Annotated in this window: 15 protein-coding genes and 1 riboswitch; of the genes, 3 read left to right on the top strand and 12 right to left on the bottom strand. The window is 28.0% G+C overall.

The window, feature by feature from the left end:
- Window positions 1-6: 6 nt before the first annotated feature.
- The 7 genes from tenA to M4I33_RS04630 all read right to left on the bottom strand — a co-directional run bounded on the left by tenA (window position 7) and on the right by M4I33_RS04630 (window position 7,551).
- Complete coding sequence (gene tenA / locus M4I33_RS04660; RefSeq protein ID WP_257915717.1) at window positions 7-669, bottom strand: thiaminase II; 663 nt, start codon at window positions 667-669, stop codon at window positions 7-9.
- Between the two features lie 117 nt (window positions 670-786).
- Window positions 787-894: riboswitch (TPP riboswitch) on the bottom strand.
- A 46-nt stretch (window positions 895-940) separates the two neighbouring features.
- Window positions 941-2,128 carry a [FeFe] hydrogenase H-cluster maturation GTPase HydF gene (hydF, locus tag M4I33_RS04655; RefSeq protein WP_257915716.1) on the bottom strand — a complete coding sequence of 396 codons (1,188 nt, stop codon included), beginning with the start codon at window positions 2,126-2,128 and terminating at the stop codon, window positions 941-943.
- Window positions 2,129-2,143: 15 nt separating this feature from the next.
- On the bottom strand, window positions 2,144-3,523 hold the full coding sequence (gene hydG, locus M4I33_RS04650; RefSeq protein ID WP_257915715.1) for a [FeFe] hydrogenase H-cluster radical SAM maturase HydG: 1,380 nt from the start codon (window positions 3,521-3,523) through the stop codon (window positions 2,144-2,146).
- A gap of 13 nt (window positions 3,524-3,536) precedes the next feature.
- Window positions 3,537-4,661 (bottom strand): [FeFe] hydrogenase H-cluster radical SAM maturase HydE, encoded by a 1,125-nt coding sequence (hydE, locus tag M4I33_RS04645; protein ID WP_257915714.1) that lies wholly within the window; start codon window positions 4,659-4,661, stop codon window positions 3,537-3,539.
- Window positions 4,662-4,674: 13 nt separating this feature from the next.
- Entirely contained in the window at window positions 4,675-4,923 is a 249-nt protein-coding gene (locus M4I33_RS04640) for a TM1266 family iron-only hydrogenase system putative regulator (protein ID WP_194191370.1), read from the bottom strand.
- A 362-nt stretch (window positions 4,924-5,285) separates the two neighbouring features.
- Window positions 5,286-5,657: a hypothetical protein gene (locus M4I33_RS04635; protein WP_257915713.1), complete on the bottom strand. Its 372-nt coding sequence runs from the start codon at window positions 5,655-5,657 to the stop codon at window positions 5,286-5,288.
- A gap of 70 nt (window positions 5,658-5,727) precedes the next feature.
- Entirely contained in the window at window positions 5,728-7,551 is a 1,824-nt protein-coding gene (locus M4I33_RS04630; RefSeq protein ID WP_257915712.1) for an ATP-binding protein, read from the bottom strand.
- Window positions 7,552-7,781: 230 nt separating this feature from the next.
- Between M4I33_RS04630 and M4I33_RS04625 the strand changes: the two genes are divergently transcribed.
- From M4I33_RS04625 to M4I33_RS04615, 3 genes are all read left to right on the top strand, one after another.
- On the top strand, window positions 7,782-8,318 hold the full coding sequence (locus tag M4I33_RS04625; RefSeq protein ID WP_257915711.1) for a response regulator: 537 nt from the start codon (window positions 7,782-7,784) through the stop codon (window positions 8,316-8,318).
- An 11-nt stretch (window positions 8,319-8,329) separates the two neighbouring features.
- Window positions 8,330-9,460: a sensor protein KdpD gene (locus M4I33_RS04620; protein WP_257915710.1), complete on the top strand. Its 1,131-nt coding sequence runs from the start codon at window positions 8,330-8,332 to the stop codon at window positions 9,458-9,460.
- Window positions 9,461-9,562: 102 nt separating this feature from the next.
- A complete protein-coding gene (locus M4I33_RS04615) occupies window positions 9,563-9,724 on the top strand; it encodes a hypothetical protein (protein WP_257915709.1) in 162 nt (53 codons plus the stop codon).
- 40 nt (window positions 9,725-9,764) lie between these two features.
- Here M4I33_RS04615 and M4I33_RS04610 read toward each other — a convergent pair whose 3' ends face one another.
- The 5 genes from M4I33_RS04610 to kdpA all read right to left on the bottom strand — a co-directional run bounded on the left by M4I33_RS04610 (window position 9,765) and on the right by kdpA (window position 16,288).
- Window positions 9,765-10,571, bottom strand: coding sequence for an ABC transporter ATP-binding protein (locus M4I33_RS04610; RefSeq protein WP_257915708.1), 807 nt, complete (start codon window positions 10,569-10,571; stop codon window positions 9,765-9,767).
- Window positions 10,568-11,845, bottom strand: a complete 1,278-nt coding sequence (locus M4I33_RS04605; protein WP_257915707.1) for a hypothetical protein — start codon at window positions 11,843-11,845, stop codon at window positions 10,568-10,570. Before M4I33_RS04605 ends, M4I33_RS04610 begins: the two co-directional genes overlap by 4 nt.
- 138 nt (window positions 11,846-11,983) lie before the next feature.
- Window positions 11,984-12,577 (bottom strand): potassium-transporting ATPase subunit KdpC, encoded by a 594-nt coding sequence (gene kdpC, locus M4I33_RS04600; protein ID WP_257915706.1) that lies wholly within the window; start codon window positions 12,575-12,577, stop codon window positions 11,984-11,986.
- A gap of 14 nt (window positions 12,578-12,591) precedes the next feature.
- Window positions 12,592-14,619, bottom strand: a complete 2,028-nt coding sequence (gene kdpB / locus M4I33_RS04595) for a potassium-transporting ATPase subunit KdpB (protein ID WP_374707689.1) — start codon at window positions 14,617-14,619, stop codon at window positions 12,592-12,594.
- Between the two features lie 13 nt (window positions 14,620-14,632).
- Window positions 14,633-16,288: a potassium-transporting ATPase subunit KdpA gene (kdpA, locus tag M4I33_RS04590; RefSeq protein ID WP_257915705.1), complete on the bottom strand. Its 1,656-nt coding sequence runs from the start codon at window positions 16,286-16,288 to the stop codon at window positions 14,633-14,635.
- Window positions 16,289-16,485: the final 197 nt, after the last annotated feature.

Raw genomic sequence — 16,485 nt, 5'->3', positions numbered from 1 at the left:
TATCCCCTACTTAATTTTATATGCCATATCCCAAAAATTCATTTCGTGCATACATGACATTATAAATATTTTCTTTAGTTTTTCTTTTTTATCATCACTTAAATCTTTGCATTTTTCATCTACATAATCTAACCACTCTCTTGTAAATTCATCATAAGATTCATCACAGTAGATATCTATCCAAGGTTTATAAAAGTTATTTTCTAATGTATCTTTATATTTATCTCTTAAAGCTACTCCTATATAGTTATAGCTCCAAGTACAAGGAAGCACAGCTAAAGCTATATCTAAAATATCACCTGTAAGTGCAGTTCCTAACATAAAATTTGTATAGCTTGAATTGATTATATTTATCTCCATATTTTCTACTTCTTTTGGAGTAAACCCAAAGTCTTTTAAATATTTTATATGAGTTGCTGTTTCGTCTTCCATAGTACCTTCAACTGATTTATAATAAAATCTCATCTCATCCATAGTATCTGCTTTAGTTACTCCAATACAAAAAACCTTTGCATAATCTTTAAGATATAAATAATCTTGAATTAGATAATCTCTAAACTTTTCTTTATCTAAAGTTCCCTTTCCCATTTCGTCTACAAAGGGATGCTCTACATATTTATCAAATATCCCTTTTGCTTCTTTAAATAATTCATCAGTAAATTTTTTCATAAATTTTCTCCTCCTAAAAAAAGCTAGCCCTAAAACCTAATAGGACTAGCTAAATTTATGATATATGAAAAAAACAAAGGCTTTCTTTAAATAAAGAAAGCCTAAAAAAATCATAATTAAATTAATTAAAAGCTTCCCTCCGTTGGCATTATCCATATCAGGTAAAAGGGTCAGTAATTTTAAATTACCTCTCAGCCAATATTATTAGCTCCCCTAGCGTATTTATTTTATTTATTTCTAAAAACAGTATACACTAAACAAATATGATTGTCTATTTAATGTGGTCAGTTGACCTTTCTAAAATTCCAGTTAAAAATGCTAAAACTACTCCGTAATTAGTTATAGGAACATTTTTTTCTTTGCAATAGTTTATTCTGTTTATTACAGTTTTTCTATTAATCATACAAGCACCACAGTGAATTACTAAATCATACTTTTCTATATCTTCTGGAAAATCATTTCCCATTCTGTGAACTATCTCTAAATTTCCTCCCACATATTTTCTTAAAAGGTTTGGAATTTTAACCATACCTATATCTTCGTGAGATACGTTATGAGTGCAGCTCTCAGAAATTAAAACCTTAGAATTTTCTTTTAAGTTTCTTATAGCATTCACTCCATCTATAAACACATTCAAATCACCTTTTTGTCTAGCAAAAAGAATTGAAAAAGAAGTTAGTCTTATATCTTCTTTAACTATTTTACTTACCTCTTTAAAAGCTTGTGAGTCAGTTACTACTAAGTCTACATCTTTAATATCTTCAAGTGCAGATTCAAGTTCAGTATCTCGAACTACATAGCTCTTTATACCGTTATCTAAGCAATCTCTTATAAGTTGAACTTGTGGAAGAATAAGCCTTCCTTTAGGTGCTTCTGAATCTATTGGAACTACTAAAATCACTTTTCCACCATAAGGGACTAAATCTCCAATTAAGCTTTTATCTTCCTCTTCTTCTTCTATTAAATCACCTATAAGTTTTCTAAGGTCTTCTATACCTTCACCTGTTACTGTAGATGTACAGATTGAGTTTTTATTTTTACCTTTTAAGCTTCTAACAATTTCAGTATTTGCTATTTCTGATTTATTTAAAGCTACTATAAATGGAATGTTAAACTTTTTAGCTTCGCTTCTCCATCTATAAAAACTATCTAAATCCGGGCTACTTCCGTCTAAAACAAAAACTGCAACGTCTGTATTTCTTAAAACTTCCATAGTTTTTTTCTTTCGTAAATCCCCAAGCTTTGATGTATCTTCAAGTCCAGCTGTATCAATTAAAAGTATAGGACCGACTCCTATAAGTTCCATAGCTTTTTTAACTGGGTCTGTTGTAGTTCCCATAACGTCTGAAACTAATGATACGTCTTGGTTTAATATACAATTCATAAGTGAAGATTTTCCGCTATTTGTGTTACCGAAAATAGCAACGTGTTTTCTATTTGCATTTGGTGTACTGTTCATACTATCATCTCCTATTTATAAGAAAAGATCTCTTTCACCCTTTTGTAATCTTTCTATATTGTTTTCTACTATTTTTTTAGTCTTTGGGTCTTTAAGTTCTGAAGCTACTTTTTTTGCAGAGTTTATAGCTTTTTCTTTAAACGCTTCATCACCATAATCTAAGGCATATTCTACTAAAGTTGTTATAGCGTTAGGTTCACAAACCTTTTGAATTTCACCTGATTTTGCTAAAGTCATGAATCTATCTCCAGTTCTTCCAGTTCTATAGCAAGCTGTGCAGTAACTTGGGATATATCCATCGTCTAAAAGCCAATTAATAACTTCAAGAGGACTTCTTTCATCAGATGTTTCGAATTGTTTGTCGTCTTTTCCGTTTTCTTCTCTATCTTTATAACCACCTACACCTGTGCTTGAACCTGCTGATACTTGTGAAACTCCGTATCTTAATACTTCCTTTCTCATCTCTTTAGTTTCTCTAGTTGAAAGTATTAAGCCAGTAAATGGAACTGCTATTCTAAGTACTGCAACTACCCTTTTAAATTGTTCGTCTGTTAAAAGATTTGGGAAGTTTTCCATTGTAACTCCGTTTGCTTTTCTAAGCCTTGGAACTGATATAGTGTGAAAACCTACTCCAAACTTTTCTTCTAAATGAGCGTTATGCATCATTAAGCCTAAAACTTCGAATTTGTAATTAGCTAGACCAAATAAAGCTCCTCCACCAACATCGTCAATTCCAGCTTCCATAGCTCTATCAAATGCAGTTAAATGATATTCGTAGTTACTTTTAAGTGATTTAGGATGCATATACTCGTAAACATCTTTATTGTAAGTTTCTTGGAAAAGTATATAAGTTCCTATTCCTTTTTCTTTTAGCATTTTATATTCTTCTACAGTTGTTGCTGCAATATTCACATTAACTCTTCTTATTTCACCATTTTCATTTTGAGTTTTATAAATTGTATCTAAGCAATCTAAAACATACTCTATAGGTGCATTAACTGGGTCTTCTCCAAGTTCTAAAGCTAATCTTTTATGTCCCATTTTTTCTAAAATCTTAACTTCTTCTTTTACTTCCTCCATAGTTAGTTTTCTTCTTTTAAATTCATTACATCTTTGATAACCGCAGTAAACACAATTATTTACGCAATAATCACTTACATAAAGAGGAGCAAACATAACTATTCTTTTTCCGTATATGCTTTCTTTTATTTCACCTGCTAAAGTGTAGATCTCTTTAACTACACCCTCGTCTTCTGTTGATAGAAGGATTGCTATATCTTTATAGCTTAATTTTTCTTTTCTTTTTGCTTTTTCTATTACTTTTCTTGCTTCATCTACCTTTGGATTTTTTGTTTCATCTATAATACTATTAATTAATTTATGGTCTATAAACATATTATAACTCCTCCTATTTTTTAAAAACTAAATTTGTCTTAATATTCTTCTTGTGTTCATTTAAATTTTCATATTGTTTACCATCTTCTGTAGTTAACCACTTAACGTTGTCCCCTCTGTTTTCTTCTATTTCAAAACCTATGCTATTCATTCTTCTTTCTATACATCCTCTACACTCAGCAGCTTCGTCTCCTGTACAGATTTTACCGTCATAAAGAGCATATTTATCTCTAACGTCTGTTGGAGATAGATTTGGCATAACTACGTTTGCACCTGCTTTAATTCCCTTTTCTCTACCTAAAGGGTCAATACTTCCAAGGGCAGTAGTAGCTGGTAGTAAAACATCTGGTAAAAGCAATCTAACTAGTGCAAGTATTATTACAGTCTTTTCTAAGCTTCCGCCCTCTTCATCTTTTAAAGGAGTTTGATTTTGTGGAATAAAAGGACCTATTCCACACATATGAGGTTTGAATTCTTTTACAAATCTTAAATCATTAACTAAATCCTTATTAGTTTGATTTGGAAGCCCTATCATAAATCCAGCCCCAACTTGATAACCTATATCTTTTAAATCATTTAAGCATCTTCTTCTGTTTTCCATAATTTCTCCAGGATGCAAACTATCATATAACTCTTTAGTTGCAGTTTCGTGTCTTAAAAGATATCTATCTGCACCGGCTTCATACATCTTTTTATAAGATTCATAGCTTCTTTCTCCTAAAGATAATGTTATTGCATTAGATGGAAATCTTTTCTTTATTTCTTTAATTATCTCTATCATTCTTTCGTCTGTAAAATAATCATCTTCTCCACCTTGAAGGACATAAGTCTTATATCCTAGTCTATCTCCAAGTTCTACGCATTCCATTATTTGATCAAATGTAAGTCTATACCTATCAGCCTCTTTATTACTTCTTCTTATTCCGCAATACATACAATCTTTTTTGCAAAAGTTTGTAAATTCTATTAAGCCTCTCATATATACTTTATTATCGTAATTTTTAAGCCTTACATCATTTGCTTTACTAAATAAATATTCTTCGTCTTCTTTAGATAAATTATCTAAAATAAATAAAAGCTCCTCATCTGTAGCATTTTCAGTTTTATATAATTTATCTATTATTTCTCTTACTATCATAATATAATCCTTTCTAGAACTCTTTTTTTGCAATAGCAGTTTTTACAGTTACCCCTCTTATGTTCCCAAGCTTCCCAGTTAAACTGTTTATATCATTTAATTCACCTATTACAGTTAAAGAAACTACTGATATTCCTTCTTCAAAAGGTATACCCATCCTTCCCCTTATACTTCCTCTAAAGTCAGAAACTATCTTATTAAAATCTTCTTGGCATTCTTTAGGGTTTTCTAAAATTGCACTTATTACAGCTATTTTTTTCATATAAAAAAATCCTCCTAAACAAAATAAAAAAAGCCAAAATTCCTTCTAAGCTTTAAAGGAATTTTGACTAAAAAATTCTATACTAAATAAAGGGTTAAAACTTTAATTTTTCCCTTAAGTATTATTTCTTCCCTTCTAGATTAGATTTCTCTTTTCTGTTAGAATTTTATAAATTTTCACTTTTATTAAGAATTCTCTATATAAAAATGAATTATTAATTATTATATACCTAGTTTTACAAAAATACTATCTATAAGTTGTTTTTTCTTTTCACTTAGATATTCTCCATAGTAGTTTGTGTTTTCGTTTAAATCTTCAACATTTACTAATAGGAATCTATCAAATTCCCACTTATACTTTTCTTATACTTCTTTACTAATCTCTCTAAAATCTTCTAAAGAATTAGTCTTTTTAAAGTTTCTTATTTTGCTTTCAAGTTCAGTATTATACTTTTTAATTTTTTCTACTATTCTAGATATTATCTTGAATTTATTTTTTAAGAAATATTTTTCAAAATCTATTTTTATTTTATATAATTCTTCTATAGTATATTCTTTATTTAAAACTAAAATGTTTGCACCCTTTCCTTCAAGGACACTTTTTACTATCTCTTCTACTATTTTGCTTGAAGTATTATCTAAACTTAAGATTTCATTTCCTCCAACTATTTCTATTGCTTTATTTAAATGCTTAATACGCTCTTCAATTCTTTTATCTTTTAATTCTATAATCATTAGTATCTCCTTTTTCTATCTTTTACCTTGTTATTATACTATCATACTTATGATTTGTTAATTACAAATTCTAATCTTCAATAAATGAACCTAATTTTAAAGTAAAATAAAATGTACTTCCAATGCCTATATTACTATCTACCCATATCTCTCCTCTGTGTGCTTTTACTATCTCACTGCAAATAGCAAGGCCAAGTCCTGAACTTCCAGTTATTTCACCTTCATTATTTTTAATTTGAACAAACTTTTCAAATATTACCTTTTGACTCTCTTCTGATATTCCTTCACCGTTATCAGCAATTGAAACAAGCATTTCGTTATTTACTTCATTTACCTTTATTTTTATTTCACCTGTTCCATCACTTTTTACATACCTTATAGCATTTCCAACTAAGTTAACCATAACCCAAGATATCTTATTAAAATCTGCCTTTACATATCTGTAAATTCCAACTGTATCAAATATAAAATTTATATTTTTTTCATCAAATTGTATTTTAAAAGTGTTTTTAACAGATAAAATAACATCTCTTATATCTATATCTCTTATATCCATCTCAATTTTTCCAGACTCCATCTTAGTTAAATCTAATAACTCCTGAACTAATATATTAAGTCTTTCGCCATCATCTTTAATGATGTGTAACATCTCATCCATTTCTTCTTTAGATGAAAAACTGTTTTGTAATAAAAGATCAACTGCCATAGATATAGAAGTAAGGGGTGTTCTAAATTCATGTGAAACAGTAGATACAAACTCTGTTTTTAATCTCTCTACATCTTTAAACTTTGTTATATTTTGAAGTAATAAAACTTTACCGATTCTATTATTTTCTTTAGATATAATCTCATTTGAAATAACTCTATAATAAATTTTATTTTTACCATTTACTATTTCTAATTCATTATTATAATTTTCTTTTAATTCGTTTAATTCACTTATATCACTAAGTTCTAATCTATTTATAGTGCTCTTTTCTTTTACATCAAATATTCTCTCTGCTGCTTTATTTATCATTATTATTATATTTTTTTCATCAGTTACTATTATAGGTGATTCAATGCTCTCTATTATAGCTTCTGCCTTTTGTTTTTCGTTTAATAGTTCATTTATATTTAAAACTTCATACTCTTTTAATCTATCACCCATATGGTTAAAACTCTTTAAAATTGAATTTATCTCTTTATCTCGCCTTAATGGTATTTTATAATCGTAATTTCCAAGTGATACTTCTTTAATCCCAACTGTTAAATCTTCTATAGGCCTTATTATTTTTTTTAATAAAGCACCTATTATTATTATTCCTGAAATAAGCCCAGCACCTAAAATAAAAAGTGTATAATAAGTTGCATTGTTTGCAAGGGTAGTCGATTCTTCTTTCTTTGTAACCATAGATTTTTGATTAATATCTAAAATTTCGTATGTGTCATCTTTTATATCTTCAAAGATAGGCAGTATTTCGTTATAATAAAAAACTTTAGCTACATCACTATTTTTTTCATTTTTTAATTTTTCAAGTTCACGAACCTTTGTTGTATAGACTGTATAATTTTTTTCTATACCGTCTATCATTTCTTTTTCATTATTTTCACTTATATGTTGCCTTGCTTCATATATAAGTTCTAAAAACTTAACATTACTTTTATCATAATCAGGAGATAGAGATTTTTTATCATCTTCAAATAAAAAAGTAAGTTCTAAACTATCTTGTCTTTCTATAACCTCTCTCATTTGTTGTGCTATTACTATACTATCGAAGTTGTTATTCATTATTAAATCTATTGATTTATCTAAATTTCTGAAATTTTTAATAGAAACAAAACTACTTCCAACCATCAATAGTAAAAATACTACTAAAACCATATAGATTTTAAACTTTATACTTTTTAACATCAAATTCCACCTCCTACAATAAAAATTATATTATATAGTAAATATTTAATCTAATAAATTTTCTATAGAATAAAAATTTTAATCAATACTTTTAGAGTTTGTTTGTAGCGTTTATCCTTATTTCTCTTTAACTTATATAAGATTATTCTTTTTTACGATAGGTATTAATCATTTACTTATATATCCATTTAAAGTATTCTATTAATAATAAAATCACGGAGGATTATTTTATGAAAACAGCACTAGTTGTCGATGATACTAAAAATATACGTTTACTACTTTCAAAATCTTTAGAAAGTGATGGATTTATTGTCCACTCTGCAAATAATGCAAATGAAGCTCTAAACCTTGTAAAAGAATTTGATTTTGATATAGCCTTTATAGATATAAAGATGCCAAACGTAAGTGGCACTGCCCTTCTTCAAATGCTTAGAGATGAAGGCTATGAATTTCCTGTAGTTATTATGACTGCTTTTGGAACTATAAAAAATGCAGTTACTACTACTCAACTTGGTGCAAAAGCTTACTTACAAAAGCCTTTTACATCTAATACTATAAGAAAAACTTTATCTGAAGTTTTTGAAGTTGACATAGAAGAAATAAATAAAAAAGATGATTATTTTAACCTATTTAAAGATAAAGATTTAGAAGAGTTTTTATCTCCTCTATTCTATATAGAAATTTCAAAAAAACTTAAAAGAGACGGCGATCTAAAAAAAGCTAAACTATTTGAAGATTTCGCTTTAAATTTAAAAAATATTAATTAGAGGTATAGTTTATGGGTGAAGATAGATTGACTCCTTTAGAAGCTTTAAATTTATGCAAAGAGCAAAGGTGTGGTAAGCTTAAAATCTTTTTAGGGTACGCACCTGGTGTAGGAAAAACATTTACTATGCTAAATGAAGCTAACAGGCGTTTAAGTAGAGGTGAAGATGTTGTTATAGGTTATTTAGAAACTCACGGAAGAAAAGCTACCTTAGAACAAGTTAAAAACCTCCCTATAATCCCTAGAAAAAAAATAAATTATAAATCACTAATCCTAGAAGAGATGGATGTAGATGAAATTATTTTAAGAAAACCTCATTTAGTTCTTATAGATGAACTTGCACACACTAACGTTAAAGGTTCAAAAAACAATAAAAGATATGAAGATGTCTTTGAAATTTTAAATTCTGGAATCAATGTTCATACTACAGTTAATTTGCAGCATATAGAAAGCCTAAACGATGTAATTTCTGGAATTACAGGAATACAAGTTAAAGAGACTATCCCAGATAAAGTTTTTTATAAGGCTGAAGTAGTAGTTATAGATATAACTCCAAAAACTTTAATAAATAGATTATCTCGGGGGAATATATATAATAAGAACTTAATTCAAAATGCACTTAAAAATTTCTTTAGGGAAGGAAATTTAAATGCACTTAGAGAACTTACCTTAAGGCAACTAGCCGATGACGTTGATGAAAGCCTTGTAGCCTACAAAGAAAATCACAAAATAGATGAAAACTGGCGAACTGCTGAAAGAATAATGGTTAATATATCTTCAAACCCTACTGCTAAAAGGCTTATTCGAACTGGAGCTAGAATGGCAAAACGTTACAAATGCGAATTTTACGTAGTATACGTAAATAGTACTAGATTCTTCTCTAACAAAAAGTCAGAAGCAGAATTACTATCTCTTAAGGAAAATATAGACCTTGCAAAAAAGTTTGATGCCTCAATAATAGAGTTAAATGGTAAATCTATTTCAAACGAAATAATAAAATTTGCAAAAAAGAAAAATATAACAAAAATAATACTAGGTCACTCAAGGAGAACTACCCTTGAAAAAGTTTTATATGGTTCTCCAGTTAATAGACTTTTAAGCAAGGCTAAAAATATAGAATTAATAATTTTACCTTATCCTTAAATTTATAATTTTTTAATATTATTTTCCTTATTATTTGTTGATAATTATTATTAAATAACATATAATATAATTATAGAGTATAAAAGATATGGAGATGATTTTATGAAAAACGAAAAAAATATAAAAAAAGAAGAACTATCAAACAAAGATTTTTATGATCAAATATTAGAAGAGGATAAAAAAGTTAATCCTGAAAATCCTTGCGATCCATCAAGCCCTAACTATCCTTGGGAACCTTGTGGATTAAATAATAAAGATAAATAAAAAAATAAGAGTTTCCAAAACCCTTTTGGAAACTCTTATTTTATTTATTAAAAAGGTCTAAAGACTCTTTTGATACTGTATCTAAAATATTATAAAAATAATCTTTTTGGTTTAAATCTTTTCTTAAAATCTCCTTTTCTATAATTCCATCTTTTAAATATAAAACTCGTCTTCCATAACTTGCAATCATAGGATCATGGGTTACCATAATTACAGTCTTTTTCTCTGTTTCGTTTAACATCTTCAAAAATTCTAAGAGATTATGAGAATTCCTAGAATCTAAATTGCCTGTAGGCTCATCTGCTACTATTATTTTAGGGTTATTTATAAGCGCTCTTGCAACTGCAATTTTTTGAATTTGTCCCCCAGAGCACTCATTTGGATACTTTTCTAATAAATTCTTAATTTCAAGTCTCTCTGAAATAGAATTTAGTTTTTCTAAAATATTTTCTATTGAATCATTTTTTAAAGCTAAAGGTAATATTATATTTTCTTTAACTGTTAAATTATTTAATACATTAAATTTTTGAAATATAAAGCCTAATTTTTCATATCTAAATTTACTTATATCTATTTCATTTAGCCTTGATATATCTTCATCTAAAATTTTAACAGCTCCTTTAGTATCTTTATCTATAGTTGATATCATATTTAATAAAGTTGACTTTCCAGCTCCTGAAGGACCCATTATAACTAAGAATTCCCCTTCTAACACGTCCATATTTATTCCTTTTAAAGCAACTGTTTTGCCTTCTTCTTTATCCTTTTTAAATTTCTCTATTTGTAAACTATATTTTTCTCTAGAATATGTTTTATTTAATTCCCTAACTTTTATTATAGCTTTCATATCCTGCACTCCTTTAAATTTTTATTAATAATTTTCAAAGAAATTCCTCTAGCTAAGAAATAGCAAATCGTTAAAACGCTTATATATATAAATAGGGATTCTATTAAAATATAAAAGCCAAGTCCATCTTTAATTAAAAGTGGTGTTAAAAAGCATATTATACTTATAAGATTTATACCTGAACCTATAATCATTAAAGCTTTAATATCACTTTTAACTATAAATATTATTTCAGACTTTAAGTATCCTAAAAAATATAATTTACTTAAATGCTTAGCTTGCGCTAATGTATCACTTAAAATTCTATATACTAATGTAAATGATATTAAAATCAAGCTTATTGAAAGAACTATTAAATTATAAGTTAATATTTTACTATTATCAAAAGCTTTAAAACTATAGATAAAATTCATAACTATAAATGTTAACCCATAAAATATAAATTTACTATTATAGAGTCTAAACTTTATATTTTTTAAAACTATAAGTTTTATTTTTTTATTTAAACTTTTATTTATTTCTTTATCTATATAAAGAGGTATAACCTTTTCTATAATCATAAATAAGCTAATAGATGATATAAATGTAAATACTAAAATCAATCCATCCCTAATTTCTTTTAAATCATTTCCTATAAAAAATATTAAAAGTGGACTTATTAATAACACAAAATATATATACATATAATTTTTAAATTCCTTTAAGCTTTTATTTTGTTTTAAATAGCTTAAACTTTCCTCCCTATCTATAAGTTCATTAATATCTTTTGTGTATCCAAAACCATAATTAACCATTAAAACCATAGTAGTTTGAATAAATAATATAGCTAAAGTATATAAAACCCCTTCAATTGATATTTCAAAAATTCTATTTGCATTTGCAAAAAAATTAAACAAAGGAACAAGCACTACACCAAGCAAACTTCCTAAAAAAGAACCTTTTAAATTTAATATAATAGTTTGGTATGTAAGCCCCTTTGCTAAACTAGATGGTTCTAGCCCTCCAAGCATTTCTATACCTATTTCTTTTGACTTAACTTGTAATAAATAATTATTAGAATAAAAAGTTAGTCCTAAAACAAATATTATAGTAAGTAATATTAAATACCCTGAACTTATCTTTTCAAAGGTATTTGTATAACCACTTCCATCTATATGAAAAATATTCATAAGATTAAATATAAAAGTAACTGCAAGTGTAATAGTTATAATATATAAATTCCCCTCTTCTTTTGTTTGGTCTAATAACTTTATAAGCATACTTTTCCTATTCATACCCCAACCCCCTTCTTTGTATAATTTTAACATATTTGTATCTTAATTTCATTTTGTAACTTCAATTTACAAGTATGATAGCTTTAATTTTATAATTTATATAAAATAAAAAGCACCAAGAATTCTTGGTGCTTTTTATTATCCTATTAATTTATCTATTTCTATATTTAATCCTAAAACGTTAACCCTTTCTTCACCATACATTCCTAAAAACTTACCTTTTTTATTATTTAAAACTAACTCCTTTAGCTTTTCTTCACTTATCCCAGTACTTTTAGATATTCTAGGTATTTGAATAAGCGCTCCATTTATAGTTATATCAGGGTCTAGTCCTGAACCTGACTGAGAAATAAGTTCTTCTGATATATCTTCTTTTTTAACTTCTTTATTTTTTCTTAAAAATTCATTTATATTATTTTTAGTATTTTCCTTTAACTCACTACTAGTTGGTCCTAAATTTTGTGAACCTGACGTTGCATTAACAGGTTCATTATTATAACTTTCATTATAATTTACAAAAGATGGTCTGCTTATAAAATACTTATCTTTAGTAAATTTTTGCGAAATTAAACTTGAACCAACTTCTTTTCCGTTAAGGACTACTATGCTACCATTTGCTTTATCTTTAAATAATACTTGACCTATACCTGTAACTATTAATGGATATAGTATTCCGCATAAGACAATCATTATTACAGTTAACTTAATACCTTTAATCAAATTTCTTATCATAATTATCCTCTCCTCTATAATCCAATAATTCTTAATAGTGGCGTTATTATAATATCTATAATTTTAATCCCTAAAAATGGTGCAATAACCCCTCCAAGCCCGTATATAAATAAGTTTTTTCTAAGTATTTTTTCAGGGCTCATAGGAACATATTTAACTCCTTTTAAAGCTATTGGAATTAAAAGTGGAATTATTATAGCATTAAATATTAAAGCGCTTATTATAGCAGAAGTTGGACTACTTAATTTCATAATATTAAAGATTTCCATACTAGGAATAGCTATAGTAAACATAGCTGGAATAATAGCAAAATATTTAGCTAAATCATTTGCTATTGAAAAAGTTGTAAGGGCTCCTCTAGTTATTAAAAGCTGTTTTCCAATTCCAACTACATCTATTATTTTAGTTGGGTCTGAATCTAAATCTACCATATTCGCAGCTTCTTTAGCAGCTATCGTTCCAGAGTTCATAGCTAAGCCTACATCAGCTTGCGCGAGAGCTGGTGCATCGTTTGTTCCGTCTCCAGTCATAGCTACTATCTTTCCTAAACTCTGCTCTTTTTTTATAGCTTCTATTTTATCTTCTGGTTTACATTCCGCAATAAAATCATCAACACCAGCTTCATCTGCTATAGTTTTTGCTGTAAGAGGGTTATCCCCTGTACACATCACAGTTTTTATTCCCATCTCACGAAGTTTTTGAAATCTTTCTTTAAGACCCGGTTTTACAGTATCTTTTAAATAGATAACTCCAAATATCTTGCCATTTTCAGAAACTACTAAAGGAGTTCCTCCAAGATTTGAAATATCATCTACAATTTTATCTAAATCCTTTGGAATAGTGCACCCATTTTCTTTTGCATATTTTTTCATTTCTGATGCTGCACCTTTTTTTATTTCCCTTCCATCATTTAATTTTATACCGCTACTTTTTGTACTTGCAGAAAATTCAATAAACTCTGCATCTATAATAGAACTTTCATCTATTACTATTTTAAGTTTTCTTCCTAAATCTACTGTAGATTTTCCTTCAGGCGTATTATCTTTTATTGATGTTAACACAGCCTTTTTTATTAATGTATCTTTGTCTACTCCTGAAACTTCTATAAAGTCTGCAGCTAGTCTGTTACCAAAAGTTATAGTCCCAGTCTTATCAAGCATCATTACATCTACATCACCACAAGCTTCAACTGCCTTTCCGCTCATAGCTATAACATTAAACCTTGTTACCCTATCCATCCCAGCTATACCAATTGATGATAAAAGCCCTCCGATTGTAGTTGGTATTAAGCAAACTAAAAGTGCAATTAAAGTTGTTACACTTATATCTATTCCTACGTAGTCTGCCATAGGCTTTAATGTAATTATTACAACTATAAATATCAAAGTTAATGCCATAAGTAATGTATTTAATGCAATTTCGTTTGGAGTTTTCTTTCTTGATGCTCCTTCAACTAAAGATATCATTTTATCTAAAAATGACTCTCCAGGGTCTTTTGAAATTCTAACCTTAATCCAATCTGATACTACTGTAGTACCTCCTGTAACTGATGAAAAGTCTCCTCCAGGTTCCTTTATAACAGGTGCAGATTCCCCAGTTATAGCAGATTCATTAACAGATGCTAATCCTTCTATAACATCTCCATCGTTTGGGATTATATCATTTGCACAAACTAATACTAAATCACCTTTTTTTAGAAGTTTTGCATCTATTATTTCATAGTCAAAGCCATTTTTTAGAAGCTTTGCTTTTGCATCTTTTTTTGTGTTTCTTAAAGAATCAGCTTGCGCTTTTCCTCTTCCTTCTGCAATACTTTCAGCAAAGTTTGCAAAAAGTATTGTTAAAAATATTATAAAAGTTACAACAAAATTATATATTCTAAGATTATTTGTAAATATTGTCATAAGCCCTGTAATAATCATTCCAATATAGGCTACAAACATTACAGGATTATTTATCATATCTTTAGGATTTAATTTTTTAAAGGAATTTTTTATTGATGTATTTATTATTTCCTTTGTTACAAAACCATTGCTCTTCATTATAATCCCCTCTCTACATAGTTAAAAATTCTGAAAGTGGTCCTAATACTAAAACTGGCATAAATGTCAGTGCCCCTATTATTAAAATAGTTCCAAGTAAAATACCAGAAAATAAAACACTATCAATCTTAAAAGATACAGCTGATTCTGATATTGGCTTTTTAAATCCAAGTGAGCTTGCTAAAGCTAGCATAAGAATCATAGATACATATCTTCCAATTATCATAACAGCGCTAGTTGATATATTCCAAAAAGCCGTAGTGTCTTTAAGACCTTCAAATCCTGAACCATTATTTGCAGCAGATGTTGTAAATTGATATAACATTTGCGTAAATCCGTGAAATCCATCTAAGCTTCCTTGATTAAATAATGCAGAAATAGCTGTCGGCACAAGTATTGAGATTGGATGTATTAAAATAATACATCCAATAAGCTTCATTTCTTTAGGTTCTATTTTCTTTCTTAAAAACTCTGGTGTTCTACCTATCATAAGTCCACATATAAATACACCTACGATAACATAAAGGATTAAGTTAATAAATCCTACACCCTTCCCTCCAAATACACAGTTTAGCATCATATTCCATAAAGTAACTGCGCCTCCTATAGGAGTTAGTGAATCATGCATATTATTTACTGACCCTGTTGTAAAGGCTGTTGTTACAGTACTAAATAAAGAAGAGCCAAATATCCCATTTCTAACTTCTTTTCCTTCCATATTTCCAATAGAATTAGTTATTCCTAAACTATTAAAAATAGGATTTCCTTTAAGTTCTGCAAAATATATTACTGGAATTACTATAACAAATAAAAATAATGCTACTAAAAATATCATCCTTGCTGCCTTTTTATTTTTTATAGCTTTCCCAAACACATAAATATAAGCACCAGGAGTTAGCATCATTAAAAACATTTCTAAAACATTTGTAAGCGGTGTTGGATTTTCAAAAGGATGAGCTGAGTTTGCACCAAAGAATCCTCCACCGTTTGTACCTAAGTGTTTAATGCTCTCTAAAGACGCTACAGGTCCGTAGGCTATAGTTTGAGTATTTCCCTCAAGAGTTTGTACTATTTTAGTACTACTAAGAGTTTGTGGTACTCCTTGTGATATAAGAATAATAGAAGCTATAATTGAAACTGGTATTAATAATCTTGTTATTATTCTAATTAAGTCTCTATAGTAATTTCCTATGCCTCTTCCTGTTATTCCTCTTATAAATGCACCAGAAATAGCAAACCCAGTTGCAGCTGACGTAAACATAAATACTGTGATAACTATCATTTGTGATATGTTAGTTAAATTTAATTCTCCTGTATAATCTTGAAGGTTTGTATTTGTCATAAAACTTACAGCTGTGTTAAGGGCTGTATGAAAATTCATATCAAGCCTTCCTTCATTAGTTCCTGCTATTAATTGTTGACCTACAAGTAATAAAAACCCTATAGCAATCATTACTCCATTAGTAATTAGTAACGCTTTTATATAGCCTTTCCAATTCATCTCATCATTTTTTATTCCTGCTAATTTATAAATAAAGCTGTCCACCTTATCCATAACAGGATCTATAAATGATTTTTTATTAAAGATGATATTATAAAGATATTTTCCTATTATAATAGTTGCAATAATAAAAGCTAAAATTAAGACTACAAGTCCTATCCATTCCATAATTCTTCACCTCAGTTAACTATCTTATGAAGAGAATTATACTAAGTTTACAAATTTAAACAATGTCATTTTCAGCCTTATATATCTATTTTCCAAAGTATTTAATGTTTTTATGCTACTTTCACCATATAAATCTTTAAATTACTTTAAGTAACTTTAAATATCTATAGATATTATTTTTTCATATCCTTTTCTAT

Source organism: Clostridium sp. LY3-2, assembly GCF_024705715.1.
Classification (GTDB): Bacteria; Bacillota; Clostridia; order Clostridiales; family Clostridiaceae; genus Clostridium.
This window is presented reverse-complemented; position numbering and strand designations above follow the sequence as displayed.

What these genes read in the sequence shown, in the direction of transcription:
- hydG (WP_257915715.1), bottom strand. Translation starts at nt 3,523, where the DNA reads ATGTTTATAGACCATAAATTAATTAATAGTATTATAGATGAAACAAAA.
- M4I33_RS04610 (WP_257915708.1), bottom strand. Translation starts at nt 10,571, where the DNA reads ATGAAAGCTATAATAAAAGTTAGGGAATTAAATAAAACATATTCTAGA.
- kdpA (WP_257915705.1), bottom strand. Translation starts at nt 16,288, where the DNA reads ATGGAATGGATAGGACTTGTAGTCTTAATTTTAGCTTTTATTATTGCA.
- M4I33_RS04625 (WP_257915711.1), top strand. Translation starts at nt 7,782, where the DNA reads ATGAAAACAGCACTAGTTGTCGATGATACTAAAAATATACGTTTACTA.
- tenA (WP_257915717.1), bottom strand. Translation starts at nt 669, where the DNA reads ATGAAAAAATTTACTGATGAATTATTTAAAGAAGCAAAAGGGATATTT.
- hydF (WP_257915716.1), bottom strand. Translation starts at nt 2,128, where the DNA reads ATGAACAGTACACCAAATGCAAATAGAAAACACGTTGCTATTTTCGGT.
- M4I33_RS04635 (WP_257915713.1), bottom strand. Translation starts at nt 5,657, where the DNA reads ATGATTATAGAATTAAAAGATAAAAGAATTGAAGAGCGTATTAAGCAT.
- M4I33_RS04615 (WP_257915709.1), top strand. Translation starts at nt 9,563, where the DNA reads ATGAAAAACGAAAAAAATATAAAAAAAGAAGAACTATCAAACAAAGAT.
- M4I33_RS04605 (WP_257915707.1), bottom strand. Translation starts at nt 11,845, where the DNA reads ATGAATAGGAAAAGTATGCTTATAAAGTTATTAGACCAAACAAAAGAA.
- M4I33_RS04640 (WP_194191370.1), bottom strand. Translation starts at nt 4,923, where the DNA reads ATGAAAAAAATAGCTGTAATAAGTGCAATTTTAGAAAACCCTAAAGAA.
- M4I33_RS04620 (WP_257915710.1), top strand. Translation starts at nt 8,330, where the DNA reads ATGGGTGAAGATAGATTGACTCCTTTAGAAGCTTTAAATTTATGCAAA.
- hydE (WP_257915714.1), bottom strand. Translation starts at nt 4,661, where the DNA reads ATGATAGTAAGAGAAATAATAGATAAATTATATAAAACTGAAAATGCT.
- M4I33_RS04630 (WP_257915712.1), bottom strand. Translation starts at nt 7,551, where the DNA reads ATGTTAAAAAGTATAAAGTTTAAAATCTATATGGTTTTAGTAGTATTT.
- kdpC (WP_257915706.1), bottom strand. Translation starts at nt 12,577, where the DNA reads ATGATAAGAAATTTGATTAAAGGTATTAAGTTAACTGTAATAATGATT.
- kdpB (WP_374707689.1), bottom strand. Translation starts at nt 14,619, where the DNA reads ATGAAGAGCAATGGTTTTGTAACAAAGGAAATAATAAATACATCAATA.